A 20,285-nucleotide genomic window follows, 5' to 3' on the forward strand; every position below is an offset into this window, starting at 1 on the left:
GTGATTCCTTTACCCGATGAGCAGGCCACGCTGGCCCTTGGCGACCGCATCGCGCAGGCCTGTACCGGCGCCACCGTGATTTATCTGTATGGTGATTTAGGCGCGGGGAAAACGACCTTCAGCCGCGGCTTTTTGCAGGCGCTCGGTCACCGCGGCAATGTCAAAAGCCCAACTTATACCCTGGTGGAGCCCTATACCCTCGAGAACCTGATGGTGTATCACTTCGATCTCTACCGTCTGGCGGATCCTGAGGAACTCGAATTTATGGGGATCCGTGATTATTTTGCCGACGATGCCATCTGCCTGGTGGAATGGCCGCAGCAAGGCGCAGGTGTCCTGCCTGACCCGGATGTTGAAATTCACCTTGATTACCAGGCACAAGGGCGTGAGGCGCGTATTACCGCGATCTCCTCACGGGGTGAATCTTTACTGGCGCGTTTAGCCTTTTAGCCTGAAGGATGACGGGATGAAGTATCGCATAACCACCTGGCTTGCCGCTGCGCTGATGCTGTCGAGTCTTCACGCCACTGCGGCGAGTTTATCCGATATCCAGGTCTCTAACGGAGACCAGCAGGCCCGTATTACCCTAAGCTTTGTCGGTGAGCCGGAGTACTCCTTTACCCCACAGGGTAAACGTCTGGTGGCGCTGGATATCAAGCAGACCGGCGTATTGCAGGGACTACCGCTGCAGTTTAGCGGCAGCAACCTGGTGAAGAGTATTCGCGCCGGCACGCCGCAGGATACGCAGACGCTGCGTCTGCTGGTGGATCTGACGGAAGATGGCAAAACCCGGGCGGTGAAGCAACAGAACGGGGCGAATTACACGGTGGTCTTTACCATCAACGCCGACGCGCCGCCGCCGCCGCCTCCGCCGCCCGTGGTGGTGAAACGGGCCGACCCGCCGCCGGTGATGCCTTCCCGGACGACGACGTCAGGGCGTAACCCGTTCAGCTCGTCGGGTCATGAACGGCAGACGGTGATGACCTCCTCTCAGCCGGCGATGACCAACAATCAGACCGTGACTCGCCCGGCGGCCCGCACGGTGTCGGCGGATGATAAAGTCATTATCGCCATTGATGCCGGGCACGGCGGCCAGGATCCCGGCGCGATTGGCCCGAACGGCACCAAAGAGAAAAACGTGACTATCGCTATTGCGCGCAAGCTGCGGGCGTTACTGAACGCCGATCCGCAGTTTAAGCCGGTGCTGACCCGCGACGGGGATTACTTTATTTCGGTGATGGGCCGCTCTGACGTGGCGCGTAAGCAAAACGCCAATTTCCTCGTCTCTATCCATGCTGACGCCGCGCCAAACCGCGATGCCACCGGCGCCTCGGTGTGGGTGCTCTCGAACCGTCGCGCCAACAGCGAAATGGCCGGTTGGCTGGAGCAGCATGAGAAGCAGTCTGAACTGCTCGGCGGGGCGGGCGATGTGCTGGCAAACAGCCAGGCCGACCCCTACCTGAGCCAGGCGGTGCTGGATCTGCAGTTTGGTCATTCCCAGCGCGTCGGCTACGATGTGGCGACCAACGTGCTGAGCCAGCTGCAGCGTATTGGCAACCTGCACAAACGCCGCCCGGAGCATGCCAGCCTTGGAGTGCTGCGCTCGCCGGATATCCCGTCGATCCTCGTGGAAACGGGCTTTATCAGTAACAACGGCGAAGAGCGGCTGCTGGGGAGCGATGATTACCAGGAGCAGATTGCGGAGGCGATTTATAACGGCTTACGCAACTACTTTATGCAGCATCCGCTGCAGTCGGCGCCTCGCGGCGAGGCGGCGCAGACCGCCAGCGCCGCGGCGCCGGGCGGGATGTTGATTAACTAAGGAGCAGGGGATGCCGATTCAGGTTCTGCCGCCGCAGCTCGCCAACCAGATTGCCGCCGGCGAGGTGGTGGAGCGGCCCGCGTCGGTGGTGAAAGAGCTGGTTGAGAACAGTCTTGATGCGGGCGCCACGCGGATTGACATTGATATCGAACGCGGCGGCGCGAAGCTCATTCGCATCCGCGATAACGGCAGCGGCATCAAAAAAGCGAGCTGGCGCTGGCCCTGGCTCGTCATGCGACCAGCAAGATCGCCTCGCTTGACGATCTGGAGGCCATTATCAGCCTCGGCTTTCGCGGCGAAGCGCTGGCCAGTATCAGTTCGGTGGCGCGCTTAACGCTGACTTCGCGCACGGCGGAGCAGCAGGAAGCCTGGCAGGCGTATGCTGAAGGCCGCGATCAGGCGGTGACGGTGAAGCCGGCGGCGCACCCGGTCGGTACCACTCTGGAAGTCCTCGATCTGTTCTATAACACCCCGGCGCGGCGCAAATTTATGCGCACCGAAAAGACCGAGTTCGGCCACATTGACGAGGTGGTGCGCCGCATTGCGCTGGCGCGCTTCGACGTCACTATCAACCTCAGCCATAACGGCAAGGTGATGCGCCAGTATCGGGCCGTCGCTCAGGATGGCCAGCGCGAGCGCCGGCTGGGGACAATTTGCGGCGCCGCTTTTCTCGAACATGCGCTGGCGATCGAGTGGCAGCATGGCGATCTGACCCTGCGCGGCTGGGTCGCCGATCCGCTGCATACCACCCCGGCGCTGGCGGAAATTCAGTATTGCTACGTTAACGGGCGGATGATGCGCGATCGGCTGATCAACCATGCTATCCGCCAGGCCTGTGAAGACAAGTTAGGGGCCGATCAGCAACCGGCGTTTGTGCTGTATCTGGAGATCGATCCCCATCAGGTGGATGTAAACGTCCACCCGGCCAAGCATGAGGTGCGTTTCCATCAGTCGCGCCTGGTGCACGACTTTATCTACCAGGGCGTACTGAGCGTACTGCAGCAGCAGCTTGACGCGCCGCTGGCGGAAAAAGACGACCCGCCGGCGCCGCGCCCGATGCCGGAGAACCGCATCGCCGCGGGAGGCAACCAGTTTGCGCGGCCAGCGGAAGCGCGGGAACCTGCGACCCGCTTCAGCATCACGCCATCGCGTGAGCCTGCGGCCTCCAGCGGCAAACCGGGCGGCGCGAGCTGGCCGCATGCGCAGCCGGGTTACCAGAAGCAGCAGGGAGCGCTTTATCGTCAACTGCTCGACACGCCAACGGCGCCAAAGCCAGCGTTGCAGCCTCCGGCGGCGGCAGAGTTGGCCGGTCACAGTCAGAGCTTTGGCAGAGTGCTGACGATTGTTGGCGGCGACTGCGCGCTGCTGGAGCGCGAGGGCGGTCTGGCGCTGCTGTCGTTGACCGTTGCCGAGCGCTGGCTGCGCCAGGCGCAGTTGACCCCGGGAGCGGAGGCGGTATGTGCTCAGCCGCTGCTGATCCCGCTGCGGTTAAAAGTTACGGAAGGGGAAAAGCAGGCGCTGGCCGCCGCTCAGCCGGCGCTGGCGCAGCTAGGGATCGATGTGCATACCGATGCCCTGCACGTGACGGTGCGCGCGGTCCCTTTACCCTTAAGACAACAAAATTTACAAATCTTGATTCCTGAACTGATAGGCTACCTGGCGCAGCAAAACGCATTCGACGTCGGCAATATCGCCCAATGGATGGCGCGTAATCTGACGAGCGAACAGACGTCATGGAATATGGCGCAGGCGATTGCGCTGCTGGCGGACGTTGAGCGTCTTTGCCCGCAGCTGGTGAGAACGCCGCCGGGTGGCCTGTTACAACCTGTAGATCTCCATTCGGCGATGAATGCCCTGAAAGATGAATGATGTAACCGAGGCGAGCCTGCCCAAGGCAATTTTTTTAATGGGCCCGACGGCCTCCGGCAAAACCGCGCTGGCGATAGCCTTACGTAAAGTTTTGCCAGTAGAGTTGATTAGCGTTGATTCCGCCCTCATTTATCGGGGAATGGATATTGGCACCGCCAAACCGGATGCTGCGGAGCTTAGCGCTGCGCCGCATCGGCTGCTGGATATTTTGGATCCTGCGGAGGCCTATTCCGCGGCGGATTTTCGCCGCGATGCGCTGGCGGCGATGGCGGATATTGTCGCCGCCGGGCGAATTCCGCTGTTAGTCGGCGGAACGATGTTGTATTTCAAAGCGTTGCTGGAAGGATTGTCGCCCTTACCGTCGGCTGACCCAGAGGTCAGAGCGCGGATTGAGCAGCAGGCCGCAGAGCAGGGGTGGAATGCGTTACATCAGCAATTACAGGAGATCGATCCCGTGGCTGCTGCGCGTATTCATCCAAATGATCCGCAAAGGCTTTCCCGGGCACTGGAAGTTTTTTTCATTTCGGGTAAAACTTTAACGGAACTGACGCAAACGTCAGGAGACGCTCTGCCATATCAGGTGCATCAGTTCGCCATCGCCCCGGCGAGCCGTGAACTGCTCCATCAACGCATAGAACAGCGTTTTCATCAGATGTTAGCTTCAGGTTTTGAAGCAGAAGTACGGGCGCTTTTTGCCCGCGGAGATTTGCATACGGACATGCCTTCCATCCGTTGTGTCGGATACCGCCAGATGTGGTCATATCTCAATGGCGAGATCCCGTATGATGAGATGGTTTATCGAGGTGTTTGCGCCACGAGACAGTTAGCCAAACGTCAGGTCACCTGGCTGCGCGGTTGGGAAGGTGTGCACTGGTTAGACAGTGAACAACCTGAACAAGCGCTCAACAAAGTATTACAGGTTGTTGGTGCGAGCCAGAACTGAACGTGTACAATTAAACGGTATCGTGCGTAATTTTTTTTGAGAATCGTAAGGTTCTGAGTACAAAACAAGCATACATATAAGGAAAAGAGAGAATGGCTAAGGGGCAATCTTTACAAGATCCGTTCCTGAACGCTTTGCGTCGGGAACGCGTTCCGGTTTCTATTTATTTGGTGAATGGTATCAAGCTGCAAGGGCAAATTGAGTCTTTCGATCAGTTCGTGATCCTGTTGAAGAACACGGTCAGCCAGATGGTCTATAAGCACGCAATTTCTACTGTTGTCCCGTCTCGCCCGGTGTCTCACCACAGCAACAATGCTGGCGGCGGTTCCAGTAACTATCACCACGGTGGTAGCGCGCAGGGTTCTTCTGCGCCGCAACAAGACAGCGACGACGCCGAATAAGGCCAGTGCTGTTTTTCCACGCCGGGGAGCCAGGTTTTCTGCGTTCCCCGCTGGTATTTTATAAGGGGTTTACGCTTGTTTGACCGTTATGACGCCGGTGAGCAGGCGGTACTGGTACACATCTATTTTTCGCAAGACAAAGATATGGAAGATCTCCAGGAGTTTGAAACTCTGGCCTCTTCCGCCGGTGTCGAAGCAATGCAGGTGATTACCGGTAGCCGTAAAGCACCGCACCCGAAGTATTTTGTTGGTGAAGGTAAGGCAGTCGAAATTGCGGAAGCCGTTAAAGCGACCGGCGCTTCGGTCGTGCTCTTCGATCATGCCCTGAGTCCGGCGCAAGAACGTAACATGGAACGCCTGTGCGAATGCCGGGTTATCGATCGCACCGGTCTTATTTTAGATATTTTCGCCCAGCGCGCGCGCACCCATGAAGGGAAATTGCAGGTCGAGCTGGCGCAGCTGCGCCATATGGCGACTCGCCTTGTCCGCGGTTGGACCCACCTTGAAAGACAGAAGGGCGGGATTGGTTTGCGTGGCCCGGGGGAAACCCAGCTCGAAACCGACCGCCGTTTATTGCGTAACCGTATCATGCAGATCCTGTCGCGGCTGGAAAAAGTCGAGAAACAGCGCGAGCAGGGGCGGCGGTCGCGTGCGAAAGCCGATATTCCTACCGTGTCGCTGGTGGGCTATACCAACGCCGGAAAATCAACGCTCTTTAACCAGATCACTGCCGCCGAGGTCTATGCCGCGAACCAGCTGTTCGCCACCCTGGACCCGACGCTGCGCCGCATTGACGTCCCTGACGTCGGCGAAACGGTGCTGGCCGATACCGTCGGCTTTATTCGCCACCTGCCGCACGATCTGGTAGCAGCGTTTAAAGCGACGTTGCAGGAGACGCGTCAGGCGACGCTGCTGCTGCATGTGATTGACGCGGCGGATGTCCGCGTGCAGGAAAACATTGATGCGGTAAATACGGTTCTCGCTGAAATTGAGGCCGATGAGATCCCGGCGCTGCTGGTGATGAACAAAATCGACATGCTTGACGATTTTGAACCGCGCATCGATCGCGACGATGAAAATAAACCGATTCGGGTCTGGCTTTCAGCCCAGACCGGGGTTGGCGTACCACTGCTTTTTCAGGCATTAACGGAGCGTCTTTCCGGTGAAGTGGCCCAGCATACGCTGCGCTTACCGCCGAAAGAAGGGCGACTGAGAAGCCGTTTCTATCAGCTTCAGGCGATAGAAAAAGAGTGGATGGAGGATGACGGCAGCGTGAGTCTGCAGGTGCGCATGCCGATCGTTGACTGGCGGCGCCTCTGTAAGCAAGAGCCAACGCTTGTTGACTATGTGGTTTAACCTTGCAGCTTGCCTGAAGATATTGACCCCTGTGGGGATATCAAAAACAAATATGGAGCATATACATGGCGTGGAATCAGCCCGGTAATAACGGACAGGACCGCGACCCGTGGGGGAGCAGCAAACCTGGCGGCAACTCTGAGGGAAATGGCAATAAAGGCGGTCGCGAGCAGGGGCCGCCGGATCTGGATGATATCTTCCGCAAGTTAAGTAAAAAACTTGGCGGGCTCGGCGGCGGCAAGGGCGGAGTGGGCGGCGGCAATAGCGCGCAGGGGCCTCGCGGACCGATGGGCGGGCGTATTGTCGGCATCGTTGCCGCGGCGGCAGTGATTATCTGGGCGGCCAGCGGTTTCTATACCATTAAAGAGGCCGAGCGCGGCGTGGTCACCCGTTTTGGTAAGTTCAGCCATCTGGTTGAGCCTGGCCTGAACTGGAAACCGACCTTTATCGATAACGTTCAGGCGGTGAACGTGGAGTCGGTGCGCGAACTTGCGGCTTCCGGCGTCATGCTGACCTCTGACGAAAACGTGGTGCGCGTTGAGATGAACGTGCAGTACCGCGTCACCGATCCGGAGCGCTATCTGTTTAGCGTGACCAGCGCGGACGACAGTCTGCGTCAGGCCACCGACAGCGCGCTGCGCGGCGTGATCGGCAAATACACCATGGATCGCATTCTGACCGAAGGTCGTACCGTGATCCGTAGCGATACCCAGCGTGAGCTGGAAGAGACGATTCGCCCGTACAACATGGGTATCACTCTGCTGGACGTCAACTTCCAGACGGCGCGTCCGCCGGAAGAGGTGAAGGCCGCGTTTGACGATGCCATTGCCGCGCGTGAGAACGAGCAGCAGTACATTCGTGAAGCGGAAGCGTATACCAACGAAGTCCAGCCGCGGGCGAATGGTCAGGCGCAGCGTATCCTCGAAGAGGCACGCGCCTATAAGACCCAGACCGTTCTGGAAGCCCAGGGTGAAGTGGCTCGCTTTGCGAAGATCCTGCCGGAATACAAAGCCGCGCCGGAAATTACCCGCGAGCGTCTGTATATCGAAACCATGGAAAAAGTGCTGAGCCACACCCGTAAAGTGCTGGTCAATGACAGCAAAAACGGCAATCTGATGGTTCTGCCGCTGGATCAGATGCTGAAAGGCGCCGCTGCGCCGGCAGCAAAGAGCGATAGTAGTGACGCCAGCGATCTGCTGCGCCTGCCGCCAGCATCCAGCTCAAGCAGCGCCAGCACCTCATCAACCTCGAGCTCAACCGGGGGTAGCATTATGGACCAACGCCGCGCTAACGCGCAGCGTAACGACTACCAGCGTCAGGGGGAATAACGATGCGTAAATCTGTTATCGCGATCATTGTCATCGTGCTGGTAGTGCTCTACATGTCTGTCTTTGTCGTAAAGGAAGGCGAGCGCGGTATCACGCTGCGTTTCGGTAAAGTTCTGCGCGACGACGAAAACAAGCCGCTGGTGTATGCGCCAGGCCTGCACTTCAAGATCCCGTTTATCGAATCGGTGAAGATGCTGGATGCGCGTATTCAGACCATGGACAACCAGGCTGACCGTTTCGTTACTAAAGAGAAGAAAGACCTGATCGTCGACTCCTATATCAAGTGGCGCATCAGCGACTTCAGCCGTTACTACCTGGCAACCGGCGGCGGCGACGTCTCCCAGGCCGAGGTACTGCTGAAGCGTAAATTCTCTGACCGTCTGCGTTCTGAAATTGGTCGTCTGGATGTGAAAGATATCGTCACCGACTCCCGTGGTCGCCTGACCCTGGAAGTGCGTGATGCGCTGAACTCGGGTTCGGCCGGTACGGAAGATGAGGTTAGCACCCCGGCGGCTGACGACGCGATTGCTAAAGCGGCAGAGCGTGTGGAAGCCGAAACCAACGGTAAAGTGCAGGTGATCAACCCGAACAGTATGGCGGCGCTGGGTATCGAAGTTGTCGACGTACGTATCAAACAGATCAACCTGCCGGCAGAAGTGTCGGAAGCGATTTATAACCGTATGCGCGCGGAGCGTGAAGCGGTTGCTCGTCGCCATCGTTCACAGGGTCAGGAAGAGGCGGAAAAACTGCGCGCGACTGCGGACTATGAAGTCACCAAGACGCTGGCGGAAGCCGAGCGCCAGGGCCGTATCCTGCGTGGTGAAGGTGATGCGGAATCAGCGAAACTGTTTGCCGACGCGTTCAGCCAGGATCCAGGCTTCTACTCCTTTATCCGTAGCCTGCGTGCCTATGAGAAGAGCTTCCAGAGCAATCAGGATGTGATGGTCCTGAGTCCGGACAGCGATTTCTTCCGCTATATGCGTTCACCGGATTCGGCGCGTAAATAAGCCGGAGAAGGTGTAAACCTGAAGTAATAATGCGAAAAGGCGCCTGAAACAGGCGCCTTTTTTCATGCTGCGAGGGCGGGAATTAGTTGCCGAGTAGCTTGTTCAGCAGGCCGCCGATCACCGGCAGGCCTGCCAGCGCACTTTCGATGGTGCCGCCGATAGTCGACCCAACGCTTTCGCCCAGGGTTTTGCCCAGGTCCGGCGCCAGGTCGGCCAGATTGAGGGTGCCAAGCAGTGGCAGGTTAATGCTCAGGGCATCAGTGCCCATCGTCCATGCGGCTGCGCCGACCTTGCTGCCTAAGGCCGCCAGACCATCCTGTAACCAGCCTGCGCCGCTCACATTTTCGATTTCAAATGCGGTTAATTCTCTCATCATAATCTTCCTGATTAAGTAGACGTACCGGGTTGTAGTACGCGATGGCATAGTTACAATTTAAAAAATATCCAGCAATACAATTAGTTGTGAATTTTGTTTCACCTTTCCGGTTCATAATGAAGCTGAAATACGGGACAATGTGAAATGAGAGAATGAATTCACCATGCTGGCCGAGACGCCCGCGAGGGCGGCAATGATACTTTTCAATTAGGGTTGACGATGAACTCCACCATTTGGCTGGCGCTGGCGCTGGTTTTAGTACTTGAAGGGCTTGGCCCGCTGCTTTATCCGCGCGCCTGGCGCAAAATGGTCGCCAGCCTGAGCCAGCTACCGGATAATTTATTGCGTCGTTTTGGCGGCGGACTTGTGGTTGCCGGGATTGTGATCTACTACATGTTGAGGAAATCGATTGGCTGATCAAAAAGTGGTCGGATTTGCCTTATTTTGGATGCAAAAAGTGCTGTAACTCTGAAAAAGCGATGGTAGAATCCATTTTTAAGCAAACGGTGATTTTGAAAAATGGGTAACAACGTCGTCGTACTGGGCACCCAATGGGGTGACGAAGGTAAAGGGAAGATCGTCGATCTCCTGACTGAACGGGCTAAATATGTTGTGCGCTACCAGGGTGGTCACAACGCCGGCCATACTCTCGTAATCAACGGTGAAAAAACCGTTCTCCATCTTATTCCATCAGGCATTCTGCGTGAAAACGTCACCAGCATCATCGGTAACGGCGTCGTGCTGTCTCCGGCCGCGCTGATGAAAGAGATGAAGGGCCTGGAAGACCGTGGTATCCCGGTTCGCGAGCGTCTGCTGCTCTCTGAAGCCTGCCCGCTTATCCTTGACTATCACGTGGCGCTGGACGTGGCGCGTGAAAAAGCGCGTGGCGCGAAAGCGATCGGCACTACCGGTCGCGGCATTGGCCCGGCTTACGAAGATAAAGTCGCTCGTCGCGGTCTGCGCGTTGGCGATCTGTTCGATAAAGCAACCTTCGCCGATAAACTGAAAGAAGTGATGGAATATCACAACTTCCAGCTGGTGAACTTCTACAAAGCAGAAGCGGTTGACTACCAGAAAGTGCTGGACGATGTGATGGCGATTGCCGACATCCTGACCAGCATGGTGGTGGACGTATCCGACCTGCTGGATCAGGCGCGTCAGCGCGGCGACTTCGTGATGTTCGAAGGCGCGCAGGGTACGCTGCTGGATATCGACCACGGTACCTACCCGTACGTTACGTCCTCTAACACCACCGCAGGTGGCGTGGCGACCGGCTCCGGCCTGGGCCCGCGTTATGTGGATTACGTACTGGGCATCATTAAAGCTTACTCGACTCGCGTCGGTGCAGGTCCGTTCCCGACCGAGCTGTTTGATGAAACTGGCGAGTTCCTCTGCAAGCAGGGTAACGAATTCGGCGCCACCACCGGCCGCCGTCGTCGTACCGGCTGGCTGGATGCGGTCGCAGTCCGTCGCGCGGTGCAGATTAACTCCCTGTCCGGCTTCTGCCTGACTAAACTGGACGTCCTCGACGGCCTGAAAGAAGTGAAAATCTGCGTTGGCTACCGTATGCCGGATGGCCGCGAAGTGACCACCACTCCGCTGGCTGCCGATAACTGGGAAGGTATCGAGCCTATCTACGAAACCATGCCGGGCTGGTCCGAAACCACCTTCGGCGTGAAAGAGCGCAGCGGCCTGCCGCAGGCAGCCCTGAACTACATCCAGCGTATTGAAGAGCTGACCGGCGTGCCGGTGGATATCATCTCTACCGGTCCAGACCGTACCGAGACTATGATTCTGCGCGATCCGTTCGACGCGTAATCACTCTCAAGGGGCGCCGTTCGGGCGCCCTTGTTTTTGCTGTTCGCCCGCCCCATTTCAAATAAATTAGCGGCCTGAGCGCTGGCTGGTTTATCATCAATAATAATGATGTCGCTCGACATACCCCGTTTTCTTTTCCCTGAGGTTTATGTGCAGTTAACGAGTTTCACCGATTACGGACTACGCGCGCTGATTTATATGGCGTCGCTGCCGGAAGGACGAATGACCAGTATCTCGGAAGTGACCGAGGTCTATGGCGTCTCCCGTAATCATATGGTTAAAATAATCAATCAGTTAAGTCGCATGGGCTACGTGACTGCCGTGCGGGGGAAGAACGGGGGCATTCGCCTCGGCAAACCAGCAGGACAGATCCGCGTCGGTGACGTGGTGCGTGACCTTGAACCCTTATCGCTGGTCAACTGCAGCAGCGAGTTTTGCCACATTACACCAGCCTGTCGTCTGAAACAGGCACTAGCTGAAGCCGCGCAGAGTTTTCTCAAGGAACTGGATAACTATACGCTGGCTGATTTGGTTGAGAAGAATCAACCGCTTTATAAATTATTGCTGGTGGAGTGACGCCACTCTGCCGGAGATGACAACGGAGGAACCGATATGTCACAAGATCCATTCCAGGAACGCGAAGCTGAGAAGTACGCGAACCCTATCCCGAGCCGGGAATTTATCCTCGAACATTTAACTAAACGGGAAAAGCCTGCCAGCCGCGATGAGCTGGCCATCGAGTTAAATATCGAGGGCGAAGAGCAAACCGAAGCGCTGCGCCGCCGCCTGCGCGCGATGGAGCGCGACGGTCAGCTGGTCTTCACCCGCCGCCAGTGCTATGCCCTGCCGGAACGCCTCGATCTCCTCAAAGGAACCGTTATTGGCCACCGCGATGGCTATGGTTTCCTGCGCGTTGAAGGGCGCAAAGACGATCTGTACCTGTCGTCAGAACAGATGAAAACCTGTATTCACGTCGACCAGGTGCTGGCTCAGCCGCTGGGCGCGGACCGTAAGGGCCGCCGCGAAGCGCGCATCGTCCGCGTCCTCGTGCCGAAAACCAGCCAGATAGTTGGCCGTTACTTCACCGACGCTGGCGTCGGCTTTGTCGTCCCGGACGACAGCCGCCTGAGCTTCGATATCCTGATCCCGCCGGAAGAGATAATGGGCGCGCGGATGGGCTACGTGGTCGTGGTCGAGCTGACCCAGCGACCAACCCGCCGCACCAAAGCGGTGGGTAAAATCGTCGAAGTGCTGGGCGACAACATGGGCACCGGCATGGCCGTCGATATGGCGCTGCGTACCCATGAGATTCCTTATGTCTGGCCGCCGGCGGTGGAAAAACAGGTTTCCGGTCTCAAAGAACAGGTGCCGGAAGAGGCGAAGGCCGGCCGCGTCGATTTACGCTCGCTGCCGCTGGTTACCATTGACGGCGAAGATGCCCGCGACTTCGATGACGCGGTGTACTGCGAGAAGAAACGCGGCGGCGGCTGGCGCCTGTGGGTAGCCATTGCCGACGTCAGCTACTACGTGCGCCCGGGGACGCCGCTGGATGCGGAAGCGCGCAGTCGTGGCACCTCGGTCTACTTCCCGTCGCAGGTAGTGCCGATGCTGCCGGAAGTGCTGTCTAACGGTCTATGCTCGCTGAACCCGCAGGTCGATCGCCTGTGTATGGTGTGCGAGATGACGATTTCGTCAAAAGGCCGTCTGACCGGTTATAAATTCTATGAAGCGGTGATGAGTTCACATGCTCGCCTGACCTACACCAAAGTGTGGCATATGCTGCAGGGTGACCAGGAACTGCGCGAACACTACGCGCCGCTGGTGAAGCACATTGAAGAGCTGCATAACCTCTACAAAGTGCTGGAGAGCGCCCGCGAAGAGCGCGGTGGTATCTCATTTGAAAGTGAAGAAGCTAAATTCATCTTCAATGCCGAACGCCGTATTGAGCGTATCGAACAGACTCAGCGTAACGATGCGCATAAGCTGATTGAAGAGTGCATGATCCTGGCGAACATCTCCGCCGCGCGCTTCGTTGAGAAGGCGCAGGAGCCGGCGCTGTTCCGTATCCATGATAAGCCAACCACCGAAGCGATTACCTCCTTCCGTACCGTGCTGGCTGAGCTGGGACTGGAGCTGCCTGGCGGCAACAAGCCGGAGCCGCGTGATTACGCAGAGCTGCTAACCTCCATCGCCGATCGCCCGGATGCGGAAATGCTGCAGACGATGCTCCTGCGCTCCATGAAGCAGGCGGTCTACGATCCGGAAAACCGCGGTCACTTTGGCCTGGCGCTGCAGTCATACGCCCACTTCACCTCGCCGATTCGTCGTTACCCGGACCTGTCGCTGCACCGCGCTATCAAGTATCTGCTGGCCAAAGAGCAGGGACATAAAGGCAACAGCACCGAGACCGGCGGCTGGCACTACAGCATGGAAGAGATGCTCCAGCTGGGTCAGCACTGTTCGATGACCGAGCGCCGCGCCGACGAAGCGACGCGCGAAGTGTCTGACTGGCTGAAGTGCGACTTCATGCAGGATCAGGTGGGCAACATCTTCTCCGGCGTGATCGCCAGCGTGACCGGCTTTGGCTTCTTCGTCCGCCTGAACGATCTGTTTATCGACGGTCTGGTGCATGTTTCCAGCCTGGATAACGACTATTATCGTTTCGACCAGGTGGGGCAGCGTCTTATTGGTGAGTCCGGCGGCCAGACCTATCGCCTGGGCGACCGCGTGGAAGTCCGTGTGGAAGCGGTCAACATGGACGAGCGGAAAATCGACTTTACCCTGATCTCCAGCGAGCGTGCGCCGCGTAATGTCGGCAAGACCGCCCGTGAGAAAGCGAAAAAGAGTACCTCTGGCAAGCCGGGCGGCCGTCGCCGCCAGGTGGGTAAGCAGGTAAACTTCGAGCCGGACAGCGCTTTCCGTAAAGAGAAAGAGACCGCCCGACCGAAGAAAGAGAAAAAAGCGAAAAAACCGTCGGCGAAAACACAGAAAATCGCCGCCGCGACGAAAGCCAAGCGCGCGGCCAAGAAGAAGATCGCCGAGTGATTGACCTCCCTTCACCCTGAAGTCTGCTGACGCAGGATGGGGTGAAGGGGGCAGATAACAGAACCTAAAACGAGTACATCAATGAGTGAAATGATTTACGGCATCCATGCGGTGCAGGCACTGCTGGAGCGCGCACCTGAGCGTTTTCAGGAAGTTTATATTCTGAAAGGCCGTGAGGATAAGCGCTTGCTGCCGCTGATCCATGCCCTGGAAGCGCAGGGCGTGGTGATTCAGCTGGCCAACCGTCAGTTTCTTGATGAGAAGAGCGAAGGCGCTGTGCACCAGGGGATCATTGCCCGCGTGAAGCCGGGGCGTCAGTATCAGGAGAACGATCTGCCGGATCTGCTGGCGCAGCTCGATCAACCGTTCCTGCTGATCCTCGACGGCGTAACCGATCCGCACAACCTCGGCGCCTGCCTGCGTAGCGCTGACGCCGCCGGCGTGCATGCGGTGATCGTGCCAAAAGATCGTTCCGCTCAGTTGAATGCGACGGCGAAGAAAGTGGCCTGCGGCGCGGCGGAGAACGTCCCGCTGATCCGCGTCACCAACCTGGCGCGCACCATGCGTCTGCTGCAGGAAGAGAACGTCTGGATCGTCGGAACCGCAGGGGAAGCCGACCATACGCTGTTCCAGAGCAAAATGACCGGCCCGATGGCGCTGGTGATGGGCGCGGAAGGCGAAGGCATGCGTCGTCTGACCCGCGAACACTGCGATGAGCTGATCAGCATCCCGATGGCGGGCAGCGTCTCCTCGCTGAACGTCTCGGTGGCTACCGGCATCTGTCTGTTTGAAGCAGTACGTCAGCGCAGCTAAGCTGAACCATCGACGAATCAAAAAAAGCCATCCTCCGGGATGGCTTTTTTGTGACCGCTCTCGCGGGCGAGTATCCCTCCGGATAACCATACTTATGGCTATCGCCATTGATGGAGGGAGACACGATGCACTGGCAAACGCACACCGTTTTTAATCAACCCACCCCGCTGAATAACAGCAATCTGTTTCTGTCCGATACCGCTCTGCGTGAAGCAGTGGTCCGCGAAGGCGCCGGCTGGGATGGCGATCTGCTCGCCAGCATTGGCCAGCAGCTGGGGACAGCCGAATCGCTGGAGCTGGGACGCCTGGCCAACAGCAATCCGCCGGAGCTGCTGCGCTATGACGCCACCGGCGCCCGGCTGGACGACGTGCGCTTTCATCCCGCCTGGCACCTGCTGATGCAGGGGCTGTGCGCGAATCGGGTACATAACCTCGCCTGGCAGGAGGATGCCCGCGAAGGCGCGTTTGTCGCCCGCGCCGCCCGCTTTCTGCTCCATGCCCAGGTGGAGGCCGGGACGTTGTGTCCGATTACCATGACCTTCGCCGCGACGCCCCTGCTGCAGCACGCCCTGCCCGCGCCCTTTCGCGACTGGCTGTCGCCACTGCTGAGCGACCGTTACGATCCGCACCTTGCGCCTGGCGGCCAGAAGCGCGGCCTGCTGATCGGCATGGGGATGACCGAGAAGCAAGGGGGGTCTGATGTGCTGAGCAATACCACTCGCGCGGAGAAAACGGCGGAAGGGTTTTACCGACTGGTGGGACACAAGTGGTTCTTCTCGGTGCCGCAGAGCGATGCTCACCTGGTGCTGGCTCAGGCTCCGGCGGGGCTCTCATGCTTCTTTGTGCCGCGTCTGCTGCCCGACGGGCAGCGTAACAGCGTGCGTCTTGAACGCTTAAAAGAGAAGCTCGGCAACCGCTCCAACGCCAGTAGCGAAGTGGAGTTTTATGAGGCCTGCGGCTGGCTGGTGGGCGACGAAGGCGACGGCGTGCGGCAGATCCTCAGGATGGGCGGCCTGACCCGCTTTGACTGCGCGCTGGGCAGCCATGCCCTGATGCGTCGCGCCTTCTCGGTGGCGCTGTATCACGCGCTACAGCGTCAGGCGTTTGGCAAAAACCTGGTCGAACAGCCGATGATGCGCCAGCTGCTGGGGCAAATGGCGCTCCGTCTGGAGGGGCAGACCGCGTTTCTGTTTCGCCTGGCGCGGGCCTGGGACCGTCGGGATGATGCCCGGGAAAGCGCCTGGGCGCGCCTGTTTACGCCTGCGGCCAAGTTTGCCATCTGTAAGGCCGGTATCCCGTTTGTCGCCGAGGCGATGGAAGTGCTGGGCGGCATCGGCTATTGCGAGGAGAGCGAACTCCCGCGCCTCTACCGTGAGATGCCGGTCAACAGCATCTGGGAGGGCTCCGGCAATATTATGTGCCTCGATGTGATGCGGGTGCTGAGCAAGCAGCCGGCGGCGATGGAGCTGCTGGCCGCGGAGTGTGCGGAGGTGAAAGGACAGAACCGCCATCTCGACCGCGCATGGCGTCAGCTGCAGCAACTGCTGAAACGACCCGCCGAAGAGCAGGGGAGAGAGATTGCCCGGCTGGTCTATCGTCTTGGCGCGGGGGCGCAGATGCTGCGCCATGCTTCGCCGCCGCTGGCCGAAGCCTGGTGCCGGATGATGCTCGACACCCGCGGCGGCATACGTCTTGACGCGCCGACCCTCGACGACCTGCTGCTGCGGGCTATGGGGCGCGGGCGCCAGGCGCCTCAGGCGTAGAGAATGGCCTGCACGCGCCAGCTGTCCGGCTGTTGTTCCTCGTACATCTGAATAATGCGATACCAGGAGGCGCCTTGCTCGTCTGCTTTGCGGGCAATGGCGTGCTCTACATCCTGTTGGCTACCGGAAAGATTAGTGACGGAGATCAGACCGATTTCATTCAGGCCAGTGACGCAATCCGCGCTGGCGAATTCGGCTGACTGCGCGGACGTATTGGCCGTCGCAGCGGTTAACAGCAGGCTGGATAGGGTAAAAGATCGTTTCATCGTCAGCTCCATTTCACGTAGTCCCAAGGGCAGTCCGTTGCTAACGTCCTGCCAGGTGGCTGGCCGAACGTTATTATGCACAGGAGAACGTGAATGGACGCAAAGCTGTGTAAAGCAGATTTAAAGACGCCGCCTCGTTATCGACGATAGAGGATCGCCTGCGAATACCACTGGCCGGGTACCATGGTGTCATCGATCATGATGATGACGTAGTAATCGGCTTTGGCCGCTTCTGCTTTGGCCTTCAGCGCCGCTTCGACATCCATCGGCGAACCGTACATCAGTACGCTTACCGTGGCCATTTTCTGCAGGCCAGCCGTCTGGTAGCGCTGGATCTCCTGCGGATGGTCGGTGGCGGGCGGCGGGGCTTCCGGCGTTCCCTGCAGGGCGCTACACCCGCTGAGGACGATAGCCAGTAACCACGGTGAAAACCTGCGCATAACCATATCTCGTTTCCTGATAGTGATAGTGTAGTGGTAGCCTTAACAGGATTGCCGGGGAATGTTCCCGAACTGTTATCTCTGACGCGATTTTCGAATGAAAATGTTGTGAAAGCGTAACCGGGTTCTCAACATTATGAATCGTAGCAAACTGGGTTGCCTGGTGAATGAATTTTCCCATGACGCCTAACCACGATAGAGAAGGAAGACGATAAATGATTGCACTAGAAATGCGCAACCTCGGCGGTGGTGAAATTTTACATGCCTGTCCGCAGGAGAGTCTGGATAAGCCCTTGCCCTGTATCGTCTTTTATCATGGCTTTACCTCGTCGAAGCTGGTCTACAGCTACTTTGCGGTGGCGCTGGCCGAGGCCGGATTCCGGGTGATCATGCCGGACGCGCCGGAGCATGGGGCGCGCTATCAGGGCGATGAGGCCGGGCGGATGCAGCGCTTCTGGCCGATTCTGCAGCAGAATTTCAGGGAGTTTCCTGCGCTGCGCGAGGCGATAATCGCTGAAGGATGGCTGGAAGGGGAGCGGCTGGCGGTGGCGGGCGCTTCGATGGGGGGAATGACGGCGTTGGGCATCATGACGCATCACCCCGAGCTGAACAGCGTCGCCTGTCTGATGGGGTCGGGCTATTTTCGTTCCCTGTCGCAAACCCTGTTTCCCTCGCCTGGCTTTGATGCTGACAGTCTCCGCGAATGGGATGTCAGCCATCAGCTGGCGTCCCTTGCCCGGCGACCGCTGCTGCTCTGGCATGGCGATGCCGATGACGTGGTGCCGCCGGAAGAAACCTTTCGACTAGAGCAGGCGCTCCGGCAGGCTGACCTTGCCGCCAGGCTGACCTGCGTCTGGCAGAAAGGCGTCCGCCATCGCATTACGCCAGAGGCGCTGGCTACCACGGTCGCCTTTTTTCAGCAGCACCTTTAAACGCGGATTACGCTGAGGCCCTGATCCTCAAGCTGTTTGAGGATCGCGGCATCGGCCTGTTTGCCGGTGATCACCACGTCTATTTGTCCGGCCTGGCTGAATAGCATCCCGGCGCGCTCGCCGATCTTGCTGCTGTCGACCAGCACCGCCAGTTTGCCGACCACGTTAAGCATTTTTTGCTCGGCCATGGCGGTCAACATATCCGTTTTGTAGAGGCCTTCGGCGGTGAGCCCTTTGCCGCTGGTAAACATCCAGTGTCCGGCATAGAGGCTGTTCTCGCTACCGTGGGGGCTGAGGGTGATGGCGTGGCTGCGGTTGTACTGGCCGCCCATGATAATCACGCTGTCATGCTCCTGGTCGATCAGGTAGTTAGCCAGCGGCAGATAGTTGGTGATGATCTGCACCGGTTTGCCGCACAGTTCCCGACCCAACAGAAAGGCGGTGGAGCCGCAGTTAATGACGATGCTCTCACCCGGCGCGATCAGTTGCGAAGCGGCGCGTGCAATACGCACTTTTTCATCCAGATTTTGCGCCTGGTGGATGTTCATCGGCGTCCAGCGGGGGCGCTGTTCGCTAATGGCTTCCGCGCCATTACGAACCTTTTTCAGTTTGCCGCTTTCATCCAGCTTGTTGATATCACGTCGGGCGGTAGCGGGTGAGATCCCGAGCCGCGACATCACCTGCTCCACGGTAACAAACCCCGTTTGGGCGAGCAGATCCAGCAGAATTTGGTGCCTTTGCGCTTCCGTCATGAGCGAATCCGATTAAAAGTGAACAGCAAAGATGATATTTGAAATCATGTGAAAATACTAACCCTGCGGCGGGGTATTTCCGGCAGGCAGGGCCTGCCGGCGGCGACTTACAGGAAGGATTTGAAAGGCAGATCCGGCTCAATGGTGAAGCAATCGTCGAAACCGCGCGGGTAGTGATATTCGAAATTGTCTTTATCCAGCGGCCAGGTAAATTTGCCGCCGACCTGCCAGATAAACGGCTTGAAGCCGTACTTCAGACGATCCTTTTTCATCTCCCACAGAACGCGGATCTCCTGCGGATCGGCCTGAAAGTTTGACCAGATATCATGGTGGAACGGGATCACAACTTTGGCGTTGAGCGACTCTGCCATGCGCAGGATATCGGCGCTGGTCATTTTGTCGGTGATCCCGCGCGGGTTCTCGCCATACGAGCCGAGGGCGACGTCAATCCGATGCTCGTTGCCATGCTTCGCGTAGTAGTTGGAGTAGTGGGAATCGCCGCTGTGGTACAGGTTGCCGCCCGGTGTTTTAAACAGGTAGTTGACCGCGCGCTGGTCCATGCCGTCCGGCAGTACGCCAGCGGCTTTTTGGTCCGCCGGGAGGGTGATCAGCGCGGTGCGATCGAACGCATCGAGCGCATGGATCTCAATGTCTTTGATCTTCACGACATCGCCAGGTTTCATGACGATACAGCGCGCTTTCGGCACGCCCCAACCGATCCACAGGTCGACGCAGGTTTTCGGGCCGATAAACGGCACATCGGCCGGGCAGTTCTGCATGACGGCGGCGGCGACGTTGACGTCAATATGATCGTTGTGATCGTGGGTCGCGAGGACCGCGTCAATCTGGCGAATGGCGAACGGATCCAGCACGAACGGCGTGGTGCGCAGGTTAGGCTGTAATTTTTTCACGCCTGCCATCCGCTGCATCTGGTGGCCGGTTTTCATCAGCGGATTGCCGTGGCTCTGTTTGCCAGTGCCGCACCAGAAATCGACGCAGACGTTAGCCCCGCCTTCGGATTTTAACCAGATACCGGTACAGCCGAGCCACCACATGGCGAAGGTGCCGGGCGTAACCTGCTCCTGCTCAATCTCTTCATTCAGCCAGCTGCCCCATTCCGGAAAGGTGTTCAGGATCCATGATTCACGGGTGATGGTCTGTACTTTACTCATCGTGCTCTTCCTCGTATTTTCAATAGTAATCAAATTTTGATTGGTTTTGATTTATGTTGTCACTGGATTTTCAAGATTGCAATCTTGTTTTCCATCAATTTTACGAAGAGATGCGCATCACCTCTCAGGGGTTCCAGCATTCATAAAGGTTGTGCTTTGTTTTATCTATATGATTTGAAAAT

Annotated in this window: 22 protein-coding genes and 1 other annotated feature; of the genes, 16 read left to right on the plus strand and 6 right to left on the minus strand. The window is 58.1% G+C overall.

Annotated elements, in window-relative coordinates; genetic code table 11:
- From KPHS_04110 to KPHS_04190, 9 genes are all read left to right on the plus strand, one after another.
- The gene (locus KPHS_04110; protein ID YP_005224711.1) at positions 1–450 is read left to right on the plus strand and encodes a putative ATPase; all 450 of its coding nucleotides are present in this window, start codon (positions 1–3) and stop codon (positions 448–450) included.
- Between the two features lie 16 nt (positions 451–466).
- Entirely contained in the window at positions 467–1,822 is a 1,356-nt protein-coding gene (locus tag KPHS_04120; protein YP_005224712.1) for an N-acetylmuramoyl-l-alanine amidase II, read from the plus strand.
- A 10-nt stretch (positions 1,823–1,832) separates the two neighbouring features.
- The gene (locus KPHS_04130; RefSeq protein ID YP_005224713.1) at positions 1,833–2,156 is read left to right on the plus strand and encodes a DNA mismatch repair protein MutL; all 324 of its coding nucleotides are present in this window, start codon (positions 1,833–1,835) and stop codon (positions 2,154–2,156) included.
- Positions 1,833–3,691 (plus strand) — a sequence feature (potential frameshift: common BLAST hit: gi|288937531|ref|YP_003441590.1| DNA mismatch repair protein MutL). Its footprint overlaps the gene before it by 324 nt.
- Entirely contained in the window at positions 2,144–3,691 is a 1,548-nt protein-coding gene (locus KPHS_04140; protein YP_005224714.1) for a DNA mismatch repair protein, read from the plus strand. It overlaps the preceding feature by 1,548 nt. The genes KPHS_04130 and KPHS_04140 overlap by 13 nt, the downstream gene beginning before the upstream one ends.
- 37 nt (positions 3,692–3,728) lie before the next feature.
- The gene (locus KPHS_04150; RefSeq protein ID YP_005224715.1) at positions 3,729–4,634 is read left to right on the plus strand and encodes a tRNA delta(2)-isopentenylpyrophosphate transferase; all 906 of its coding nucleotides are present in this window, start codon (positions 3,729–3,731) and stop codon (positions 4,632–4,634) included.
- Between the two features lie 92 nt (positions 4,635–4,726).
- Positions 4,727–5,035, plus strand: coding sequence for an RNA-binding protein Hfq (locus KPHS_04160; protein ID YP_005224716.1), 309 nt, complete (start codon positions 4,727–4,729; stop codon positions 5,033–5,035).
- 75 nt (positions 5,036–5,110) lie between these two features.
- A complete protein-coding gene (locus tag KPHS_04170; RefSeq protein YP_005224717.1) occupies positions 5,111–6,391 on the plus strand; it encodes a putative GTPase HflX in 1,281 nt (426 codons plus the stop codon).
- Between the two features lie 65 nt (positions 6,392–6,456).
- A complete protein-coding gene (locus tag KPHS_04180; RefSeq protein ID YP_005224718.1) occupies positions 6,457–7,719 on the plus strand; it encodes an FtsH protease regulator HflK in 1,263 nt (420 codons plus the stop codon).
- A gap of 2 nt (positions 7,720–7,721) precedes the next feature.
- A complete protein-coding gene (locus tag KPHS_04190) occupies positions 7,722–8,726 on the plus strand; it encodes an FtsH protease regulator HflC (RefSeq protein ID YP_005224719.1) in 1,005 nt (334 codons plus the stop codon).
- 82 nt (positions 8,727–8,808) lie between these two features.
- On the opposite strand, the gene KPHS_04200 is transcribed toward KPHS_04190, so the two are convergent.
- Together KPHS_04200 and KPHS_04220 are read right to left on the minus strand one after the other, a co-directional pair.
- On the minus strand, positions 8,809–9,099 hold the full coding sequence (locus KPHS_04200) for a hypothetical protein (protein ID YP_005224720.1): 291 nt from the start codon (positions 9,097–9,099) through the stop codon (positions 8,809–8,811).
- The gene (locus KPHS_04220) at positions 9,077–9,217 is read right to left on the minus strand and encodes a hypothetical protein (protein YP_005224721.1); all 141 of its coding nucleotides are present in this window, start codon (positions 9,215–9,217) and stop codon (positions 9,077–9,079) included. The genes KPHS_04200 and KPHS_04220 overlap by 23 nt, the downstream gene beginning before the upstream one ends.
- A gap of 104 nt (positions 9,218–9,321) precedes the next feature.
- On the opposite strand from KPHS_04220, the gene KPHS_04210 reads away from it, so the two are divergent.
- The 6 genes from KPHS_04210 to KPHS_04270 all read left to right on the plus strand — a co-directional run bounded on the left by KPHS_04210 (position 9,322) and on the right by KPHS_04270 (position 16,541).
- Positions 9,322–9,519 carry a DUF2065 domain-containing protein gene (locus KPHS_04210; protein YP_005224722.1) on the plus strand — a complete coding sequence of 66 codons (198 nt, stop codon included), beginning with the start codon at positions 9,322–9,324 and terminating at the stop codon, positions 9,517–9,519.
- Between the two features lie 102 nt (positions 9,520–9,621).
- A complete protein-coding gene (locus KPHS_04230) occupies positions 9,622–10,920 on the plus strand; it encodes an adenylosuccinate synthetase (RefSeq protein YP_005224723.1) in 1,299 nt (432 codons plus the stop codon).
- A gap of 150 nt (positions 10,921–11,070) precedes the next feature.
- On the plus strand, positions 11,071–11,496 hold the full coding sequence (locus tag KPHS_04240; RefSeq protein YP_005224724.1) for a transcriptional repressor NsrR: 426 nt from the start codon (positions 11,071–11,073) through the stop codon (positions 11,494–11,496).
- A 36-nt stretch (positions 11,497–11,532) separates the two neighbouring features.
- Complete coding sequence (locus tag KPHS_04250; RefSeq protein YP_005224725.1) at positions 11,533–13,965, plus strand: ribonuclease R; 2,433 nt, start codon at positions 11,533–11,535, stop codon at positions 13,963–13,965.
- Between the two features lie 90 nt (positions 13,966–14,055).
- On the plus strand, positions 14,056–14,778 hold the full coding sequence (locus KPHS_04260; RefSeq protein ID YP_005224726.1) for a 23S rRNA (guanosine-2'-O-)-methyltransferase: 723 nt from the start codon (positions 14,056–14,058) through the stop codon (positions 14,776–14,778).
- A gap of 125 nt (positions 14,779–14,903) precedes the next feature.
- Positions 14,904–16,541: an isovaleryl CoA dehydrogenase gene (locus tag KPHS_04270; RefSeq protein ID YP_005224727.1), complete on the plus strand. Its 1,638-nt coding sequence runs from the start codon at positions 14,904–14,906 to the stop codon at positions 16,539–16,541.
- Here the strand turns inward: KPHS_04270 and KPHS_04280 are convergent.
- Together KPHS_04280 and KPHS_04290 are read right to left on the minus strand one after the other, a co-directional pair.
- Positions 16,532–16,807 carry a DUF1471 domain-containing protein gene (locus KPHS_04280; protein ID YP_005224728.1) on the minus strand — a complete coding sequence of 92 codons (276 nt, stop codon included), beginning with the start codon at positions 16,805–16,807 and terminating at the stop codon, positions 16,532–16,534. The genes KPHS_04270 and KPHS_04280 overlap by 10 nt on opposite strands.
- A gap of 137 nt (positions 16,808–16,944) precedes the next feature.
- On the minus strand, positions 16,945–17,253 hold the full coding sequence (locus KPHS_04290; protein ID YP_005224729.1) for a biofilm peroxide resistance protein BsmA: 309 nt from the start codon (positions 17,251–17,253) through the stop codon (positions 16,945–16,947).
- A 209-nt stretch (positions 17,254–17,462) separates the two neighbouring features.
- Here KPHS_04290 and KPHS_04300 point away from each other — a divergent pair, with 209 nt between their 5' ends.
- Positions 17,463–18,179: a putative hydrolase gene (locus tag KPHS_04300; protein ID YP_005224730.1), complete on the plus strand. Its 717-nt coding sequence runs from the start codon at positions 17,463–17,465 to the stop codon at positions 18,177–18,179.
- Here the strand turns inward: KPHS_04300 and KPHS_04310 are convergent.
- Together KPHS_04310 and KPHS_04320 are read right to left on the minus strand one after the other, a co-directional pair.
- Entirely contained in the window at positions 18,176–18,931 is a 756-nt protein-coding gene (locus KPHS_04310; protein YP_005224731.1) for a transcriptional repressor UlaR, read from the minus strand. The two genes, KPHS_04300 and KPHS_04310, sit on opposite strands and share 4 nt — an antisense overlap.
- Before the next feature lie 107 nt (positions 18,932–19,038).
- Positions 19,039–20,103 (minus strand): putative L-ascorbate 6-phosphate lactonase, encoded by a 1,065-nt coding sequence (locus KPHS_04320; protein YP_005224732.1) that lies wholly within the window; start codon positions 20,101–20,103, stop codon positions 19,039–19,041.
- Between the last annotated feature and the right edge of the window lie 182 nt (positions 20,104–20,285).

Source organism: Klebsiella pneumoniae subsp. pneumoniae HS11286 (assembly GCF_000240185.1).
GTDB classification, from domain to species: Bacteria; Pseudomonadota; Gammaproteobacteria; order Enterobacterales; family Enterobacteriaceae; genus Klebsiella; species Klebsiella pneumoniae.